19 protein-coding genes are annotated in these 17376 nt (G+C 67.2%); 4 read left to right on the top strand and 15 right to left on the bottom strand.

What is annotated here, in order from left to right:
- Positions 1–125: 125 nt before the first annotated feature.
- The gene (locus ACFVVC_RS12690) at positions 126–401 is read left to right on the top strand and encodes a GlsB/YeaQ/YmgE family stress response membrane protein (RefSeq protein WP_308931416.1); all 276 of its coding nucleotides are present in this window, start codon (positions 126–128) and stop codon (positions 399–401) included.
- A gap of 90 nt (positions 402–491) precedes the next feature.
- Here ACFVVC_RS12690 and ACFVVC_RS12695 read toward each other — a convergent pair whose 3' ends face one another.
- The 4 genes from ACFVVC_RS12695 to infC all read right to left on the bottom strand — a co-directional run bounded on the left by ACFVVC_RS12695 (position 492) and on the right by infC (position 3320).
- On the bottom strand, positions 492–1418 hold the full coding sequence (locus tag ACFVVC_RS12695) for a TrmH family RNA methyltransferase (protein ID WP_387453551.1): 927 nt from the start codon (positions 1416–1418) through the stop codon (positions 492–494).
- A gap of 70 nt (positions 1419–1488) precedes the next feature.
- On the bottom strand, positions 1489–1878 hold the full coding sequence (gene rplT / locus ACFVVC_RS12700) for a 50S ribosomal protein L20 (protein ID WP_018763610.1): 390 nt from the start codon (positions 1876–1878) through the stop codon (positions 1489–1491).
- A gap of 118 nt (positions 1879–1996) precedes the next feature.
- Positions 1997–2191: a 50S ribosomal protein L35 gene (rpmI, locus tag ACFVVC_RS12705; RefSeq protein WP_009358635.1), complete on the bottom strand. Its 195-nt coding sequence runs from the start codon at positions 2189–2191 to the stop codon at positions 1997–1999.
- Between the two features lie 121 nt (positions 2192–2312).
- Positions 2313–3320, bottom strand: coding sequence for a translation initiation factor IF-3 (gene infC / locus ACFVVC_RS12710; protein WP_387453556.1), 1008 nt, complete (start codon positions 3318–3320; stop codon positions 2313–2315).
- A 404-nt stretch (positions 3321–3724) separates the two neighbouring features.
- On the opposite strand from infC, the gene ACFVVC_RS12715 reads away from it, so the two are divergent.
- A complete protein-coding gene (locus ACFVVC_RS12715; protein WP_018763612.1) occupies positions 3725–4111 on the top strand; it encodes a DUF1844 domain-containing protein in 387 nt (128 codons plus the stop codon).
- Between the two features lie 127 nt (positions 4112–4238).
- Here the strand turns inward: ACFVVC_RS12715 and ACFVVC_RS12720 are convergent, their stop codons facing one another.
- From ACFVVC_RS12720 to ACFVVC_RS12755, 8 genes are all read right to left on the bottom strand, one after another.
- A complete protein-coding gene (locus ACFVVC_RS12720) occupies positions 4239–5528 on the bottom strand; it encodes an MFS transporter (protein WP_387453559.1) in 1290 nt (429 codons plus the stop codon).
- 58 nt (positions 5529–5586) lie between these two features.
- Positions 5587–6471, bottom strand: a complete 885-nt coding sequence (locus ACFVVC_RS12725; protein WP_387453562.1) for an SseB family protein — start codon at positions 6469–6471, stop codon at positions 5587–5589.
- A 20-nt stretch (positions 6472–6491) separates the two neighbouring features.
- The gene (gene priA / locus ACFVVC_RS12730) at positions 6492–7238 is read right to left on the bottom strand and encodes a bifunctional 1-(5-phosphoribosyl)-5-((5-phosphoribosylamino)methylideneamino)imidazole-4-carboxamide isomerase/phosphoribosylanthranilate isomerase PriA (protein ID WP_387453565.1); all 747 of its coding nucleotides are present in this window, start codon (positions 7236–7238) and stop codon (positions 6492–6494) included.
- Between the two features lie 76 nt (positions 7239–7314).
- On the bottom strand, positions 7315–7473 hold the full coding sequence (locus ACFVVC_RS12735) for a hypothetical protein (protein ID WP_018763616.1): 159 nt from the start codon (positions 7471–7473) through the stop codon (positions 7315–7317).
- Positions 7474–8241 carry an imidazole glycerol phosphate synthase subunit HisH gene (hisH, locus tag ACFVVC_RS12740; protein WP_387453568.1) on the bottom strand — a complete coding sequence of 256 codons (768 nt, stop codon included), beginning with the start codon at positions 8239–8241 and terminating at the stop codon, positions 7474–7476. It lies immediately after the preceding gene.
- On the bottom strand, positions 8238–8864 hold the full coding sequence (hisB, locus tag ACFVVC_RS12745; RefSeq protein ID WP_141160952.1) for an imidazoleglycerol-phosphate dehydratase HisB: 627 nt from the start codon (positions 8862–8864) through the stop codon (positions 8238–8240). Before hisB ends, hisH begins: the two co-directional genes overlap by 4 nt.
- Positions 8865–8925: 61 nt before the next feature.
- Entirely contained in the window at positions 8926–10044 is a 1119-nt protein-coding gene (locus ACFVVC_RS12750) for a histidinol-phosphate transaminase (RefSeq protein WP_387453571.1), read from the bottom strand.
- Positions 10045–10196: 152 nt separating this feature from the next.
- Positions 10197–10613 carry a LysM peptidoglycan-binding domain-containing protein gene (locus ACFVVC_RS12755; RefSeq protein WP_387453574.1) on the bottom strand — a complete coding sequence of 139 codons (417 nt, stop codon included), beginning with the start codon at positions 10611–10613 and terminating at the stop codon, positions 10197–10199.
- A 353-nt stretch (positions 10614–10966) separates the two neighbouring features.
- Here ACFVVC_RS12755 and lexA point away from each other — a divergent pair, with 353 nt between their 5' ends.
- Positions 10967–11695, top strand: coding sequence for a transcriptional repressor LexA (gene lexA / locus ACFVVC_RS12760; protein ID WP_387453577.1), 729 nt, complete (start codon positions 10967–10969; stop codon positions 11693–11695).
- A 31-nt stretch (positions 11696–11726) separates the two neighbouring features.
- On the opposite strand, the gene ACFVVC_RS12765 is transcribed toward lexA, so the two are convergent.
- Positions 11727–13787 carry an ATP-dependent DNA helicase gene (locus ACFVVC_RS12765; RefSeq protein ID WP_387453580.1) on the bottom strand — a complete coding sequence of 687 codons (2061 nt, stop codon included), beginning with the start codon at positions 13785–13787 and terminating at the stop codon, positions 11727–11729.
- A complete protein-coding gene (gene hflX / locus ACFVVC_RS12770; RefSeq protein ID WP_387453583.1) occupies positions 13780–15360 on the bottom strand; it encodes a GTPase HflX in 1581 nt (526 codons plus the stop codon). Before hflX ends, ACFVVC_RS12765 begins: the two co-directional genes overlap by 8 nt.
- Positions 15361–15800: 440 nt before the next feature.
- Here hflX and ACFVVC_RS12775 point away from each other — a divergent pair, with 440 nt between their 5' ends.
- Positions 15801–16424 carry a class I SAM-dependent methyltransferase gene (locus ACFVVC_RS12775; protein ID WP_387453586.1) on the top strand — a complete coding sequence of 208 codons (624 nt, stop codon included), beginning with the start codon at positions 15801–15803 and terminating at the stop codon, positions 16422–16424.
- On the opposite strand, the gene dapF is transcribed toward ACFVVC_RS12775, so the two are convergent.
- Complete coding sequence (gene dapF, locus ACFVVC_RS12780) at positions 16396–17340, bottom strand: diaminopimelate epimerase (RefSeq protein WP_387453589.1); 945 nt, start codon at positions 17338–17340, stop codon at positions 16396–16398. The two genes, ACFVVC_RS12775 and dapF, sit on opposite strands and share 29 nt — an antisense overlap.
- Between the last annotated feature and the right edge of the window lie 36 nt (positions 17341–17376).

A 17376-nucleotide genomic window follows, 5' to 3' on the forward strand; every position in this document is an offset into this window, starting at 1 on the left:
TACCGTACCTGGAGCGCCCCTAACGATGCAGCAACGGCGCAGGCCCGACTACTGACTTTGGGGGGTGCTTATGTTAGCTTGAGGCTCATCGGGACTATTAATCCCGGTCACAATAAGGAGGAGACATGGGTTTTCTTGCTTGGATTATTTTGGGCCTGATTGTCGGGGCCATCGTTAAGGCCGTTATGCCCGGACGGGTTGGCGGCGGCTGGGTCACCAGCCTCATCCTTGGTGTTGTTGGTGCCATTGTTGGCGGCTGGATCGGCAGCCTCCTTTTCGCCAAGGGCGATATGGGCTTCTTCGACCTCGGCACGTGGATTCTCGCTATCGTCGGTGGCCTCCTTGTCGCCGGCATCTACGGATTCGTCACCGGACGCGGAAAAGCCACCCGCGCGCCCTGACCACTCTGTCGCCACATAACCACAGGGCCCCGGATCTCCGGGGCCTTTCTTTGTGCCCGGCCGCCCCTTGGTGGGCGGCGCCCCTGCTCCCTAGCCGGCGGGTACCTGTTCCGGAACTGCCCCGTCCCGGCGTTGGGACCTGGCGCTGGCATAGAGGCAGACGGTGGCGGCGGTGCCCAGGTTCAGGCTCTCCGCATCCCCGTAGACAGGGACAGCCACCCGGTGGTCGGCCAGGGCCAGTTCTTCCTCCGACAACCCCTGTGCCTCGTTGCCGAAGAACCACGCGGTTGGCCCGGCCAGGTCGTATGCGGATTCCGGGCCCTGTCCGGTGAGCCTGCGGCGGGCACTCTCGTCCTGGAGAACGTCCAGGTCCAGCTGTCCGTAGCCATCCGCGGCGAGGATGCCGATGCCGCGGGCCTTGCAGGCGGCAGCGAGTTCCGCCGGGTCGGCAGCCAGGACAACGGGCAGGTGGAACAGGGAGCCGGCGGTGGAGCGGACTGCCTTGGGATTGTAGATATCGACGCTGGACGCGGTGAACACCACGGCGTCGGCCCCGGCGGAATCGGCGGCGCGCAGCACCGTTCCGGCGTTACCGGGATCCCGGACCTGGCAGAGCACTGCTACCAGGCGCGGTCCGGCGTCGAGCACGTCGGCCAGGGAGACGTCCACGAAGCGGCAGACGGCCACGATTCCCTGGGGATTGACCGTGTCGGCCATGGCCGCGAGGACTTCATCGGTGGCCAACCTCGCGGTGGTCCCCTCGGCAAGCTCCTCGAACTCGGGAAACCGGTCCAGGCAGCTTTCGCTCGCATAAACGTCCGTAACGATGCCCGGGGCTCCGGCCGCGAGGCGCTGCTGGTGCAGCTTGAGGGCCTCACGCACGGCCTGCGGCCCCTCAGCAAGGAACTGGCCACGCTTTAAACGGGCCGGGCGCCCTGCAAGTTTTGCCACGTCCCTGACCCGATCGGCTCGGGGGTTGGAAAGTGGAAAATCTTGCGGGCGCCCGGTGTCGTTCATACAAGAAACTGTAGTAGCTGCTGCCACCAGTTCCTGAACCGGCCCCTCGGAGAGGAGCACTGCGCGGCCTCTAGGCTGCGGCGACCTTCTTGGCGGAGGTGTCAGCCGGCAGGGAGTCCTTGGCCACCTGGACCAGCGCGGCGAATGCGTTGGCGTCCGAGACGGCGAGCTCGGCCAGCATGCGGCGGTCAACCTCGACCTCAGCGGCCTTCAGGCCCTGGATCAGGCGGTTGTAGGTGAGGCCGTTGGCGCGGGACGCAGCGTTGATGCGCTGGATCCACAGGCGGCGGAAGTCGCCCTTCTTCTTCTTGCGGTCACCGTAGCTGTACACAAACGAGTGCAGCAGCTGCTCTTTGGCCTTGCGGTACAGGCGCGAACGCTGTCCGCGGTAACCCTTTGCCCGTTCAAGGACAACCCGGCGCTTCTTGTGGGCGTTTACCGCCCTCTTCACACGTGCCACGTGCGTACTCCTTCGAAAATCTGATCCCAAGCATCTGTTGCCGGAAATCCGGCGGCCTGAGAAGGCTGTTTGGCAGAAGACGAACCGCCAGGGGGCGGCCCATCAATAAACTTGGAAACTAGATGCCGAGCATCTTCCGGATGACCTTGGCATCGCCCTTGAAGACGATCTTGTCGCCGGCGAGGCGGCGGGTCAGGCGGCTGGACTTGTGCTCCAGGTAGTGGCGGCGGTTGGCCTGCTGGCGGCGCAGCTTGCCGCTGCCGGTCAGCTTGAAGCGCTTCTTAGCACCACTGTGGGTCTTCATCTTCGGCATGGGAACCGATCTCCTTACGTTTCTGCGGGCCCTGGGGCCGGCAGTTCTATCGCGCAGCCGCCCCTGCGGGCAGCATGCTGGTTGCTGACTGCCGGAGGGCGGAACCTCCGGCAGCTGTGAACTAGTTGGTCTTCTTACCCGCCGGCTTGGGCACTGCTTTGGGGGCAGGGCGGGCAGCAGGCTTCGGTGCAGCAGGCCTGGCCACCGGCTTCGGCGGTGCAGGCACGGCAGCGGGCTTCGGCGCCGCTGCCGCCGGCTTGGCGGCAGTCGCGGGCTTCGGCGCTGCGGTGGCAGCCTTCGGAGCCTCCTGCTTCGGAGCCTCCTGCTTCGCAGCAGCAGCCTTGGGGGCCGCAGCCTTAGGTGCTTCCTGGCGGGGAGCCGGGGCAACCTTGGGAGCTTCCTCCTTGGCAGTTTCCTGCTCGGGGGCAGTTTCCTGCTCGGGAGCCGGTGCAGCAGTCGCCTCGACGGCGGCAGTTTCCTCCGGAGCCGTGTCCGGTTCGGTGGAAACGGTAAACCCTTCCGGCAGGAGGTCGGCCAGTGACTGGGTCATGGGCGCCTGGTCCGTGCCGGACGTGTCCACCCGGCCGGAGGCCTTGGCTTCGTTCTGTGCCTTCGCCTCGGCGCGCTGGGTGGCGCGACGGGCTTCAGCCTTGGCTTCGGCCTTGTTCTTCAGCGGACCTACAACCATGACCATGTTCCGGCCATCGATGCGGGGGCTGGACTCCACCACGCCCACTTCGGCGACGTCGTCCGCGAAGCGCTGGAGCAGGCGGATGCCCATTTCCGGACGCTGCTGCTCACGGCCACGGAACTGGATCATGGCCTTGACCTTGTCCCCGGCGCCGAGGAAGCGAAGGGCGTGGCCCCGCTTGGTCTCGTAGTCGTGGGTGTCGATCTTGAGGCGGAAGCGAATTTCCTTCAGAACAGTGTTCGTCTGGTTCTTCCGGGCCTCACGTGCCTTGACCGCGGCCTCGTACTTGTACTTGCCGAAGTCCATCAGCTTGCACACCGGAGGCTTCGCCTGAGGTGCAACTTCAACGAGATCAAGGTCGGACTCGGCAGCCAGGCGCAGGGCATCCTCAATACGGACGATTCCTACCTGTTCACCTGCAGGGCCGACCAGCCGCACCTCGGGGACGCGGATACGCTCATTGATTCTTGGCTCGCTAATGTTAAAGCTCCTGTGTTTGTTGTTGTGTCCGGCAAATAGAGAAGGCCCCCAATTGCCGGAGCAATCGAAGGCCTCAGATAGGTTGGCAAAGCCGCCCCCGAAAACGGGAAGCACGCGCACAGTTCCGGCTTCTACCGGTTCCATGCCCAACCAGGTACCCGGCAACCTTTCGTCCCCCAGCGGTTCGCAAGGAACCAGGGAAACAGCGGCTGACGCGGGTGGGAGAGAACTCCGCTTGCAAACTGCATGCCATTCTACAGAAAAAATTCCCGCCAACGCCGCGAAGCGCTGCTGGGAACCCCATCGTTTGGAACGATCTCTGAAATAACGACATCCAGTCGGTCTGTGTCAAGCTTACCAGTATGAGCACCTCAGACAGTAATTCGTACGTCTTCGAGCCCGCTGACGCAGGCGCGGACGTTTCACAGCAGATCCGCGACATCTCGGAGGTTCCCGCCATCGAGGTCATTACCACGGCCGCCGTGCACCTCATGAGCGCCGCCGCCGTGAAGCTGGGCCTCGCCGCTGAAGACAACGCAGCCGAACTCAAGGACCTGGACGAGGCCCGGAAACTGATCACCGCCCTGGCCGGCCTGGTCACCGCGGCCGCCCCGGAAATCGGCTCCCAGCACGCCGGACCTTTGCGCGATGGCCTCCGGTCCCTCCAGCTCGCCTTCCGTGAGGAGTCCCTGATTCCCGATGCTCCGGGCAAGGGCCCGGGCGAAAAGTACACCGGGGCCGTGAACTAGCGCCGGACTCCCCCACGCACCGCCCGACGGCGGGACGACCATCCGAGGTCGTCCCGCCGTCGTCGTATCCCCGGGATCATGTCCCGCGGCTCGTCCACACGGGTGGCGAGCAGTCGCAGGAAGTGGTTCAGGCGGCGGCTCTGCGCCGGCGCCGCTGCAAGGCCAACCCCACCAGGCACAGCAGCACACCCGCGCCCCCGACCGAGACGAAGCCGCCGGAGGGGCCCATCAGGTCGATGAAGATGCCAGCGAGCGGCGAACCGAGCGCAACCCCGGCCGTCAAGGCCGAGCCGTACCACCCCATCGCCTCTCCGCGCCGCTCCTCCGGGACAAGGTCCGCCACCTTCTCGGAGGCCGCCGAGAGCACCGGAGCACAGAGCAGCCCGGGCAGGACGGAGACGAAAGCCAGCGTCCAGGTGTCGTGGGCGAGGGCCATGGGCAGCGTCAGTGCCGCCATGCCCAGCAGCAGGAGGACGGGCGGGACAGGCCGGTGCATGGCGCCGTAGATGACCCCACCCACCACGGAGGCGGCGCACCAGAAGACGAAGACGATGCCGATTTCGCTCTGGTGTCCACCAATTTCCAGGGCAGCAACAATGCCAACGTCGGTGCCGCTCAAGACCATGCCGGCGCCGGCGGCAACCGCGAAGAGGGCCGCCACGGTGGCGGTGAACCAGGAGAAGCCCGCCAGCCTTCCCTGCGAGCCCTCCTGCGGGGCAGCGGCGCCTGCGGGCGCCAGTTCCGCGGCGGCTTCCTGGACATGGGCCGGGGCGGTGGAGACGACGGCGGCCTCCGCCGCGTGCTGCTCGTCAACGGCGCGTCCTGCTCCCTGGTCCGCACTGCGGGTGGGCGGGTTGAACCACATGAGGAACAATCCGGCCAGCGACGTCGCTATGCCCACCACGGTCAAGCCTGCGGTGGTGAACCCGCTGGTGGCCACGACGGCGCCCGCCGCCGGGCCGATCATGAAAACCATTTCAGTGGTGATGGCGTCCAGGGCAAACGCCGTACGGCGCTGGTCGCCCTCGGCAAGGACGCCCAGTGACTGCCGGACGACGCTGAAGATGGGCAGTGTGAGCAGGCCGCCGACGAAGACGAGCGGCAGGAGCCACTGGTATGACACGTGGGGCACCACGGACCAGATGATGGTCTCCGAGATCACCGACGGAATCAGCGCCGTCCGCAGGCCCACGGTGTCGACGCGCCGGCCACGCCAGGGTGCGCCAAGGGCAATGCCAATGGTCATCACCGCCGCGGCGGCGCCGGCCGCGGCGTAGCCCTGGCCCAGGGTCAGGACGATGTGCAGGGTGAGCAGCACTCCGGCAGCCGAGTGCGGGATCCGGGCAACCATGCCCACCAGCAGCAGCCGCCGGATGGGCCGGACGGCGAGCAACTCCCGGTAGAGAGCGAAATTCACGAAGCGATCCTTCAGGGTCTGCCCCGGCGCGGGCGGGGGTCGCCCATCCGGCCGGCAGCTAGTCGGGAGCGCGCCTGAGCTTGATGTCCAGGGAATCGACGCGCTCCCCAAACAATACATTCCTGGACCACTCCGCCTGCAGGCCGGCCACCAGTTGCTGGACCCCGGCGGCGTCCAGCCCGTCCTCGAGGTAGAGCACCACCTGGAGTTCGGGTCCGGCGCCGCCGCCGGGAACCACGGCGCCGTCGGCAGCAGTGGCGGACACTCCCCTGCCAGGCAGGAGTTCGATGCCGCGGACCGCGGGAAACACGGAGGCGGCACGGCCAAGTTCGCCCGCAAGCTCAGCGTCCTCGTAGGACGGGACCCAGCGGTGCTGCTTGGCCAGGGCCCAGACCGCCGGGCGGCGGGCCACGAAGGTGAAGTCGGCCCCCGGGTCCAGGACCAGGAGTTCGGCGCCCTCAGCGACGGCAGAGAGCGCGGCGCGGGCCGCGTACACGGCAACCGGCCGGGCGGCGGGGTGCCAGGCTGAGAGCGCGGGGGCGGAGGTGAACGCCGGGAGCGCCGTCCGGCCGTCGGCGGCCTTCAGCGTGACCAGGGCCATGTCTGCCTGCTTGTCGGCGTGCAGGCCGTGATCCGTTTCCGCTTCTTCAGCCAACTGCGCCACGATGGGGATGAACACCCGGGCCGTCGCCAGTGCGGAGACCACGCCGGCTTCACTGCCGCTCCCCTGCCGGAGTGCGGCGACGGCGGCGAGGTAGCCGGCGTCGGCCGTGCCGTCGTCGTCCTCGAAGTTGTGGATCTTACCGTCTTCACCGGCGAGGCTGCGCCCGGCCCACGGCCGGCCCGCGGAGTCTGCGGGCCCGCCGGCCCCGGCAAGGGCTGCGGCGATATGTCCGGGCAGTTGGCGGGCTGGGAGATGTCCCGGTTCCTCGGCGTTGGGCATTGGCTGGACCTTCCGGGCGCCTAGCGCCGGCCGGCGACGTCGAGGGCTTCGGGCAGCGTGAAGGCCCCGGCGTACAGGGCCTTGCCCACGATGGCGCCTTCCACGCCCAGCGGCACCAGCGAGCGGAGGACCTTGAGGTCATCGAGGCTGGAGATGCCGCCGGAGGCGACCACGGGTTTGCCGGTCTTCTCCACCATCTGGCGCAGGAGTTCAACGTTGGGTCCCTGCAGGGTGCCATCCTTGGTCACGTCGGTCACCACGTAGCGGGAACACCCGGCCTCCTCAAGGCGGCCCAGCACGTCCCAGAGGTCCCCGCCTTCCTTGGTCCAGCCCCGGCCGGCCAGCGTGGTCCCCCGGACGTCCAGTCCGACGGCGATCTTGTCGCCAAAGCGTTCGATGGCCCGGCGGGTCCACTCCGGATTCTCCAGCGCAGCGGTGCCCAGGTTGACCCGGGCCACGCCCAGGTCCAGGGCTGCTTCGAGGGACTCGTCGTCGCGAAGGCCGCCGGAGAGTTCCACTTTGATGTCCAGCCGGCCCACCACGTCGCGGAGCAGGTCCGCGTTGGAGCCGCGCCCGAACGCCGCATCCAGGTCCACCAGGTGCACCCATTCGGCGCCCTGCTGCTGCCAGTTCAGCGCCGCGTCCAGGGGCGTGCCGTAGCTGGTTTCACTGCCTGCCTCCCCCTGGACCAGCCGGACGGCCTGCCCGTTGACGACGTCGACGGCTGGCAGCAGTTCAAGGACCGGCAGGTCATGTGCGGTGGTCATACTCATCCTCAGTGTTGGTTCTTCGGGACAGGGGCAAGAGCGAAGCAGCCGGCATCAACGGCGCCGGCCGGCGGGGTCAGCTGGCAGGCAGCGTGAGCAGGTAGGCGGCCAGCAGCGACATGGCGGCCAGGACGTAGAACGACACCTGGGTCCAGAGCGGCTTGTGCTGCTGCCGGAACGAGATGCCGCCGCCAATCAGGATGCCGGCGAGGCCCATGAGAAGTACTGACCACATCTAGGCGCCGCTGCCGGCTTCGGCCTGGGAGGTGCCGTGGCTGGTTTCCCCGGCAACGGGTTTGCGGAGGCCTTCCACCCAATTGCGCAGGAGCCGGGCGCCGGCGTCGCCGGACTTCTCGGGGTGGAACTGGGTGGCACAGAGCGGCCCGTTCTCCACGGCGGCAATGAAGGGGCCGCCGTGCTCGGACCAGGTGACCAGGGGTGGCGCCATCCGCGGCTGGATCACTTCAAAATTCCACTCCTGCACGCCGTAGGAGTGCACGAAATAGAACCGTTCGTTTTCGACGCCGGCGAACAGCTTGGAGCCTTCGGGCACCTTGACGGTATTCCAGCCCATGTGCGGGACAACCTCGGCGCGCAGCGCCTCCACCTTCCCGGGCCATTCACCGATGCCCTCGGCTTCGGTGCCGTGTTCCACGCCGGCCTCAAAAAGGACCTGCAAACCCACGCAGATGCCCAGCACGGGGCGTCCGCCGGCCACGCGCCTGCCGATGAGCCGGATGCCGTCCACGGCCTTGAGTTCGCGCATCACGGTCTCGAATGCGCCGACGCCGGGCACCACCAGGCCGTCGGCGTTGAGCACGTCTTCCGGTTTGGCGCTGAGGATCACTTCCGCACCGGCGCGCTCCAGGGCGCGCACGGCCGAGCGGACGTTCCCGGAGCCGTAGTCGAGCACCGTCACAGTCGGCTTGCCCTCGGGCGACGGGAGCTTCTGCGAGGCGGTGGGATCGATGATCGCTCCGTCCTTGAGGACCTGGCCGCTCACAGCGCACCCTTGGTGGACGGGATGCCCTCGACGCGGGGATCGGGTTCGACGGCCGCGCGCAGGGCGCGGGCGAAGGCCTTGAACTGCGCCTCCACAATGTGGTGCGGGTCCCGGCCTGCCAGGACGTTCATGTGCAGGCAGATGCCGGCGTGCAGCGTGATGGCTTCGAAGACGTGGCGGGTCAGGGAGCCGGTGAAGTGGCCCCCGATCAGGTGGTACTCCTGGCCTGCCGGCTCGCCGCCGTGGACCAGGTAGGGACGGCCGGACACGTCCACCACTGCGTTGGCGAGGGCCTCATCAAGGGGCACGGTGGCCTCGCCGAACCTGCGGATCCCGGCCTTGTTACCCAAGGCGGTCCGCAGGACTTCACCGAACGTGATGGCGACGTCCTCCACGGTGTGGTGGACGTCGATGTGGGTGTCACCAGTTGCTTTGACGGTCATATCGATCAGCGAGTGCTTGCACAGCGCGGTCAGCATGTGGTCGTAGAACGGCACCGAGGTGTCGATGTCGGACACACCCGTTCCGTCGAGGTTGATCTCCACGAGGACGGAGGACTCGCTGGTGGCGCGCTCCATGCGGGCGGTCCGGGCCGCAGCCGTGTTCGATCCGGTTGAACTCATGGTGAAGGATCCTTAGTGGGAGAAGGAGTGGTTCAGGGCGTCCAGCGCCGCAGTATCAAGTCTAGGCGGGAAGCGCGGCGTGGCCCGCAAGGATGCGTTCCAGGGACGTGAGGAAAGCCGTGGTTTCGGCCTCAGTGCCTGCTGTGACCCGCAGGTGGCCGGGAATTCCCACGTCCCGGATCAGCACGCCCGCCTCCAGCAGTTCCTGCCAGACCTGGTGCGGGTTCTCCAGGCCGCCGAAGAACACGTAGTTGGAGTCGGACGCCGCAGGCTTCAGGCCCATCCTGGTCAGCTCAGCCACAATGCGGTCGCGCTGCTGCTTGATGTCCTGCACATCGGCCATCAGCGCTTCCCGGTGTTGGAGGGCCGCCAGTGCGGTGGCCTGTGTAATGGCGGACAGGTGGTAGGGCAGGCGCACCAGTCGCAGGGCATCGGTGACCTCCGGTGCCGCGGCCATGTAGCCAAGGCGGGCCCCGGCAAGGGCGAAAGCCTTGCTCATGGTGCGGGAGACGATCAGCCGCTCCCTGCCGGGCAGCAGCGTCAGTGCGCTCGGGGTGCCGTCGTGGGCGAACTCGTGGTACGCCTCGTCCACGATGACGATGGTCTGGCTTGGAACACCGGCCTCGTAGACAGCCTCGACGACATCCAGCCCCAGGCCGGTGCCGGTGGGATTATTTGGTGAACAGAGGAACACGATGTTTGGCTGCAGCTCCCTGACCTGGCGGGCAGCGGATTCTGCGCTGAGGTCGTAGCCTTCCGCCCGGACACCGGTGATGTACTCGGTGTCCGTGCCGCTCGCCAGCAGCGGGTACATGGAGTAAGTGGGCGGGAAGCCCAGGGCGGTGCGGCCCGGGCCGCCGAAAGCCTGGAGGATTTGCTGCAGGACCTCGTTGGAGCCGTTGGCGGCCCACAGGTTGGTTTCGTCAAGGCCGTGGCCAAGGTATTCCGCCAGGGCCTTGCGGAGATCGGTGAACTCCCGGTCCGGGTAGCGGTTGAGGCCCGCGGCCGCCTCCGTCACGGCCGCGCTGATTGCGGCCCGCACGTCCGCGGGGACACCATGCGTGTTCTCGTTGACGTTCAGGAGAATGGGGACGTCCAGTTGGGGCGCCCCGTAGGGAGTCAGCCCGCGAAGGTTGCTGCGGAGGGGTAGCCGGTTCAGGCGTTCTAGCTGGTCGTTCACCTGAACAGTTTAGTTGCCGTGGCAACTACCGGAAAATGTGACACCTTAGGCCCCCTCGGACACGGCCTGGACGAGGAACTGACGGAAGCCTCCGAGGGGCGCCCGGCGGCGGTCGCCCGGCCGCCGCTCCGCGGCGACCACCCAAGGGCAGCTCAGTGGCTGGGGACGAAGAGCTGCTGCCCGGGCAGGACGGCACCGGCAGACAGGTTGTTGAGCTGGACAATGTCCGCCACGACGTCGCGTGCATCCCGGTTCGGAGCCACGGCACCGGCGATGGACCACAGGGACTGGCCTGGTTGGACGGTGACCGTCACCGTGGGTGTCACGGCGAGGTCCGCGGCGGAGTCGGAGGCCTTGGCCGGGGAGTGGAAGAGTCCCGCCAGTGAGAGCAGCAGAACCGCGAGGAGAATCAGCGGCACTCCCACAAGGACGATCCGGCCCCGCCGGGTCAACCGAAGCGGCGCCGGTGATGGCGCAGGTCCGGCACTGATCCGCCGGTTGACGGACGTGTGGCGCTCCCCGACGAGGTATTTCGGACGGGAAACGTGGGAAAGAGTTAAAGCTGACATGAACTGAGCCCTCCTGGACCTGCCGTGCTGCCCGGGTGTCCGCCGCTGCCGTCCTAACTGCCCTGCCGGAATGTCGATCGTTTCCGGCCAGGTCTTCGAACAGGCCATGCAATGGTTAGAACACATATTCGAACTTTGCTTACTAAGTTTTAGCACCTATCAACGAACAATGTCGAGACTCGCTAGAACAAATGTTTGAAAAAGCAATGTGGCTGGCCTAGCTTGGAAACCAAGAACAACCACCACTGAAGTTGAACAGCAGGGTCTGACAATGACAGCGGTGACCCTTCACGCAGCGCCGGGGAACGGCGCAAGGCGGAAGATCCGGCGGCAAGCGAAAGGCATTGGCGAACATGGCAGCAGCAGCCGCCGGGGGCAGGACGGCCCCGCAACCAAAGAGGACTCCGAAGGGGCTTACCCCGCGGCAGAAGAAGATCCTCGAGACCATCCAGCGGTCCGTCAATGACAACGGCTACCCGCCCTCGATGCGCGAGATCGGCGATACGGTGGGCCTGGCGAGCTTGTCCAGCGTGACCCATCAGCTGTCGCAGCTGGAGAAGCTGGGCTACCTCCGGCGCGACCCGAAGCGGCCGCGGGCCATGGAGGTGCTCATGCCCCTCACGCTCGATAGCGGCGTCGGGAAGCCGATTGCCGCGTCAGCGCCGCAGGCGCCCGGCGCCACCGTAACGGAACTGCCCACGGCGCTGGACACCGCCATGGTTCCGCTCGTTGGCCGGATTGCCGCCGGCGGTCCCATCCTCGCCGAGCAGCTCGTTGAAGATGTCATGCCGCTCCCCCGCCAACTTGTGGGCCAGGGTGAGCTGTTCATGCTCAAGGTGGCCGGAGACTCCATGGTGGACGCCGCCATCTGCGACGGAGACTGGGTAGTGGTGCGCCGCCAGGCGGACGCCGTCAACGGTGACATCGTCGCTGCCCTGCTCGATGACGAAGCAACCGTCAAGACCTTCCGCCAGCGGGACGGCCACACCTGGCTGCTTCCGCAGAACACGCAGTACGAACCCATCCTGGGCGACCACGCGACCATCATGGGCAAAGTGGTTTCGGTGCTGCGGTCCCTCTGACACCGCGTGTCACCCCGGCCGCGGCAGGCCCCTATCCTGAGGCCTCCGCGCCGAGCCTGGTGAGTGCGGCCAGCGCCTTGCTGCGGTCCGTGGTGGACCAGAATGGCGGCAGAGCGGCCCGCAGGAAGCCCGCGTAGCGCTCGGTTGCCAGGCGCGAATCCAGCACCGCCACCACCCCTTTGTCGCCTGTTGACCGGATGAGCCGCCCGGCGCCCTGGGCCAGCCGGATGGCCGCGTGGGTAGCCGAAACGGACATGAATCCGTTGCCGCCGGCCTGGGCCACGGCCCGTGACCGTGCTGTCATGAGGGGATCGTCCGGCCTGGGGAAGGGAATGCGGTCGATCACCACGAGCCGGCAGGACCCGCCTGGAACGTCCACCCCCTGCCACAGGGACATGGTCCCGAAGAGGCAGGTGTCCGGTTCGTCGGCGAACTGCTTGACCAGGGCGGTCATGGTTGACTCGCCCTGGCAGAGCACGGTCATGTCGAGCTTGGGCCGCAGGGCGTCGGCGGCTTCCTCCGCGGCGCGGCGCGAGGAAAAGAGGCAGAGGGCACCGCCACCGGATGCTTTGATGAGCGCCTCAAGCTCCTCAAGAGCTTCCGGCGAAACACCCCGGCCGGGTTTGGGCAAGTGGCCCGCCACGTAGAGGATGCCCTGTCTGGGGTAGTCGAATGGTGAGCCGACGTCCACGCCCGTCCAGCTGGGAGCTCCGTCGCCTATCAGCCCCAGTCCGCCCGCTGCCGGTTCGAACGCGGACCCGATGGCCAGGGTGGCAGAGGTCAGCACAACAGTGTGGCCGGCGAAGAGCCCTTCCCTGAGCCGCCCGGCAACGGACAGCGGGGCGATGTTGACCAGGACCGGCGCATTCTCGTCAGGCTGGGAGTAGCCCTGGCCGGGGTCGAAGGTGCTGGCGCGGGAGAACCAGACCACTTCGCGGTTCTCCCGGGCGGCCAGCAGCCGTTCGCACAGTTCCAGGATCAGCATGAGGCGGGATCGGGCGAGTTGCCGCCCGCCGTCGGCTGTGGTGTTGCTGTCCCCCTTGGAATCGGACAGTGCCGCGCGGCAGGCCTCGCGCAGCTGGTCCACGCAGTCCAGCTGTTCGTCGTTCAGGCCGTTGGGCAGCAGGCCGTTCGGCGCCCCGGTGAGGGCCAGCTCAAGGTTGGCGGCTGCGGCGTTCAGGGCGTCAACGGTGATGGCCGTGTGCTTGCGGGCACCTGATGCGGCGGCGTGCACCATGGCGACGGACAGCTGCCCGGACACCGCGCCCGTGACGCGGTCCTGCAATTCGTGTGCCTCGTCCACCACCACGACGTCATACTCGGGCAGCACGGCGAGCCCCTCGAAGGCGCTGACGGCGAGCATGGCGTGGTTGGTCACCACGACGTCTGCCTCGGCGGCGTCCTGCCGGGCCAGTTCACTGAAGCACTCAGCAGCCATGGGGCATTTTTGGGCTCCCAGGCATTCCATGGAGGTCACGGACACTTGCCGCCATGCACGGTCGGTCACGCCGGGCAGGAGCTCGTCACGGTCGCCGGTGGCCGTTTTTTCGGCCCACTCCCGCAGCCGCACCACTTCCCTGCCCAGCTGGGAGGCAGCACCGCCCACAGAGGCGGCGAAGTGCGGCACGCTGGTGTCCTCGCCCAGGGAGAACAGCTGGCCCTCCGAAGGTTCCTCGGAAGGGAACCCGCCTTCCACCTTGTGGCGGCAGACGTAGTTGGACCGCCCCTTGACCAAGGCCACTTTGACGGGCCGCTCCAAGGCCGGGGTGATGTTCTTCAGGAGCCGGGGCAGGTCCCTGCCCACGATCTGGGTCTGCAGGGCCAGCGTGGCCGTAGACACCAGTGCGGGCTTATTGCTTTCCAGGGCGTGGGCAATGAGCGGTACCAGGTAGGCCAGCGACTTTCCGGTACCGGTGCCGGCCTGGACCAGGAGATGGTTGCCTGTGCTGATGGCCCGGGCCACCTGGCGGGCCATTTCGTGTTGTCCGGTGCGGCTTTGTCCGCCCATGCCGGCGACGGCGCGGTCGAGCAGTTCCAGGACGAACTGCTCGCCGGCCGTCTGCGCAGCTTCCCCGGCCGCGAGGTCAGTCATTGAGGGCAAATGGTTCCAGCTCGGATGCCAGGCCCTCGCGGACCATCACCACGGCCCTGGTACCTTCCTCAACGTGGTCGAGGTTGATGATTTCGGCGTCGGATTCGTGCAGCTTGCTGAGCAGGTCGCCCCGGTCGTACGGGATGAGCAGTTCAAGCTTCACGCTGGGCCTCGGGATGGCGTCACTGATGGCCTTCAGCAGCTCGGCAATACCCTCGCCCGTCCGGGCTGAGACCACCACGTGGCGTGGTTCGCGCTGCTTCAGCCGCTCAATCACGAAGGGATCAGCGGCATCGGCCTTGTTCAGCACGATGATCTCGGGCACCTTGCGGGCGTCAACTTCGCTGAAGACCTTCCGGACCGCGGCGATCTGGCCCTCGGGATCGGGGTGCGAGACGTCCACCACGTGCAGGATCAGGTCCGAATCGGCTACCTCTTCCAAGGTGGAGCGGAAGGCCTCCACCAGCTGGGTGGGCAGCGAGCGGACGAAGCCCACGGTATCGGCCAGCGTGTAGCCCAGGCCGTCAGCGGTTTCCGCCTTGCGGACGGTGGGATCCAGGGTGGCGAACAAGGCGTTTTCCACCAGGACGCCGGCGTCGGTGAGCCGGTTGAGCAGGGAGGACTTCCCGGCGTTGGTATACCCGGCGATAGCCACCGACGGGACCTCGTTACGACGGCGGTTGGCCCGCTTGGTTTCCCGTGCCGGCTTCATCGCGGCGATCTCGCGCCGGAGCTTGGCCATGCGGGTACGGATCCGGCGCCGGTCAAGTTCAATCTTGGTTTCACCGGGGCCGCGCGAGCCCATGCCGGCGGCGGCGCCACCCACCTGGCCACCTGCCTGGCGGGACATTGATTCGCCCCAGCCGCGCAGGCGGGGAAGCAGGTATTCCAGCTGCGCCAGCTCCACTTGGGCCTTGCCCTCGCGGCTCTTGGCGTGCTGGGCGAAGATGTCCAGGATCAGGGCCGTACGGTCGATCACCTTGACCTTGACGATGTCTTCGAGGCCACGACGCTGCGAGGGTGCGAGTTCGGCGTCCACCACCACGGTGTCCGCACCGGTGGACATGACGATGTCCTTCAGTTCGAGCGCCTTGCCCGAGCCCAGGAACGTTCCGGGATCCGGCTTGGCCCTCCGCTGTACCAGCCCGTCGAGCACCTCCGAGCCGGCTGTCTCGGCGAGGGCGGCGAGCTCGCGAAGCGAGTTTTCGGCGTCGGCCAGGGTTCCGTCGGACCAGAGCCCTGCCAGGACCACGCGCTCGAGGCGGAGTTGGCGGTATTCGACCTCGGTGACGTCTTCGAGTTCGGTGGACAACCCTGCCCTGCGGCGCAGGGCCCGCCGCTCCTCGAGGTCCTGCTGGTCGCCGTCGTACGTCGAATGTTCTTCGTCGAGGCGGGATATGGCCTGGGCCTTGCCGAACACGGCTTTTCCAGCTCCGGTGCCGTCGCCGCGGGGGGTGCTGACATTCCGGGCCGGTACGTCCTTGGCGAGGATCCGGTCGATGACAGCCTGGATTTCCTCGGGACTCATGTCCTGGGCGGCTGGATCGGACCCGGTATTTGGCTGGCTGGTCATGGTCTCCTTTGAAGATTCGGCATTTCCAGAATAGTGCCGATTGGCTGGAAGGTGGGAAGTATTCGCGCTGGGCTGACGGCCTGCGGTCATGCAGTACTCCTGATGGTGGGGCCGCCGGCTGCGATGCCGGGGCCGGGATGCCGCGTCGGACTGGGCGGCTGGGCTGGCGGGGCCGGAGAATGGCGCGAAGCGCAGCGGAAGGCTGACGTTCGAGTTTTGTCCGGCGGCCGGGCCTGGACGGAACGGTCCGGTCCGGTGCACAAACGGAAGGCATTGGAAACCTGCGTCGTTGCGGGACGGGCTGCCCCCTGGGGGGGCAGCTGCGGGTACGGTCGGGACCGTACCGGCTACTCGAAGATCAAGAACATGCCCACTAGCCTAACAGAGGGGTGCGTGCACAGTTTCCCATTACGCTGCAGGGGGAACTACTCTGGCCAGTTATGGAGTCCGCTCACTATTTCAGCACGTCCCCCGCCGGGCCCTTTACCCGCAAGCCCCTCACCGTCGAACTGGCCGGCGGAACGCGCAGGCTCCAGACCTCCTCGGGAATTTTCAGCCCGGACGGGATCGACAAGGGCACGGCGGTACTCCTGGCGGAGGTTCCCGCCCCGCACCCTCACGGCAACCTGCTGGACATTGGTTGCGGCTGGGGACCGGTGGCCCTCACCATGGCGCTGCTGGCGCCCCAGTCAAGGGTCTACGCTGTAGATGTCAACGAACGGTGCATCACCCTGACGAACGAGAACGCCGAGGCTCTTGGCCTGTCCAATGTCGTTGCCAGCACGCCGGAGGCCGTGGACGCCGACGTGCGTTTCGACACCATTTGGTCCAATCCGCCCATCAGGATCGGCAAGGACGAACTGCATGCCCTGCTGAAGCTGTGGCTCCCGCGCCTGACTGAGGGCGGGACGGCGTGGCTGGTGGTGCAAAAGAACCTGGGCTCGGACTCCCTGCAGCGCTGGTTGGCGGCCGAGCTGGACAGCTCCTTCACCGTAACGCGCGAATCGACCGCCAAGTCCTTCCGGATCCTGAAGGTCAGGAAAGCGTCCCGCTCGCCACAATGACCGCCGGGCCGCTGAGCTCCACATGCTCGTGGCCGCCGGGTCCGGCGAAGAACTTAACGCCGACAACCCCTCCGGGAACCTGGACGCGCCAGACGTCGGGAGCCTCGGCACCCGCCCAGTGCCGGATGGCGACGGCGGCCGCGCAGGCGCCCGTGCCGCAGGACTGGGTCTCCCCCACACCGCGCTCATGCACCCGCATGGTCACCGATCCGACGCCGTCATGCACGAGGGGTTCCGCCGGAACGACGAACTCCACGTTGGTTCCGTTTGCCGGGACGGGGTCGACTTTCGGCGCTGTGAAAAGGCGGGTGCCGGCAAGTTCGGAGAGCTCGGCGAGGGCCACCACGGTGTGCGGGTTGCCCATGCTCACGGACAAGGCCGGCCGGGGAACTTCCAGCCCGTCGGCGGCGACCAGGGAATCCATGGCCTTGGCACTGGCTTCCCCGGGGAAAATGAACTCCCAGGGGCCCATATCCACCGCGTAGTCGTTCCCGGTGCGGACCACTGTCTTGACCCCGCCCCGCGTCCCGATGGCCAGTGAACCGCCCTCGGGCAGGTCGATCAGCCCCTCGGAGCGCAGGAAGTGGACGAACACACGGACGCCGTTCCCGCACATTTCGGACAGCGAACCGTCCGCGTTGCGGTAATCCATGAACCATTCCGCGGCGGGCGTGTCCACCAGCAAGTCCCGGCCTTCGGGCAGGAAACGGGAGGGCACGGCCCTGATCAGCCCGTCGGCGCCGATTCCTTGGTGCCGGTCGCACAGGGCCGCAGCCTGGTGCGCGTCAAAGGCGTTGGTGCCCTCGGGATCGGCCACCAGGACGAAGTCGTTGCCCGTGCCGTGCCCCTTGGAAAAGCGGAGGCCGCCCATGGCACGAAGGGCGGATCCGGACGTTTCGGCGGGGGTAGCATTCATGGTCCCAAGCGTAGCGGCGGATGCCGCCGCCGCTGA

The organism is Pseudarthrobacter sp. NPDC058196 (assembly GCF_042882685.1).
Lineage (GTDB): Bacteria > Actinomycetota > Actinomycetes > Actinomycetales > Micrococcaceae > Arthrobacter.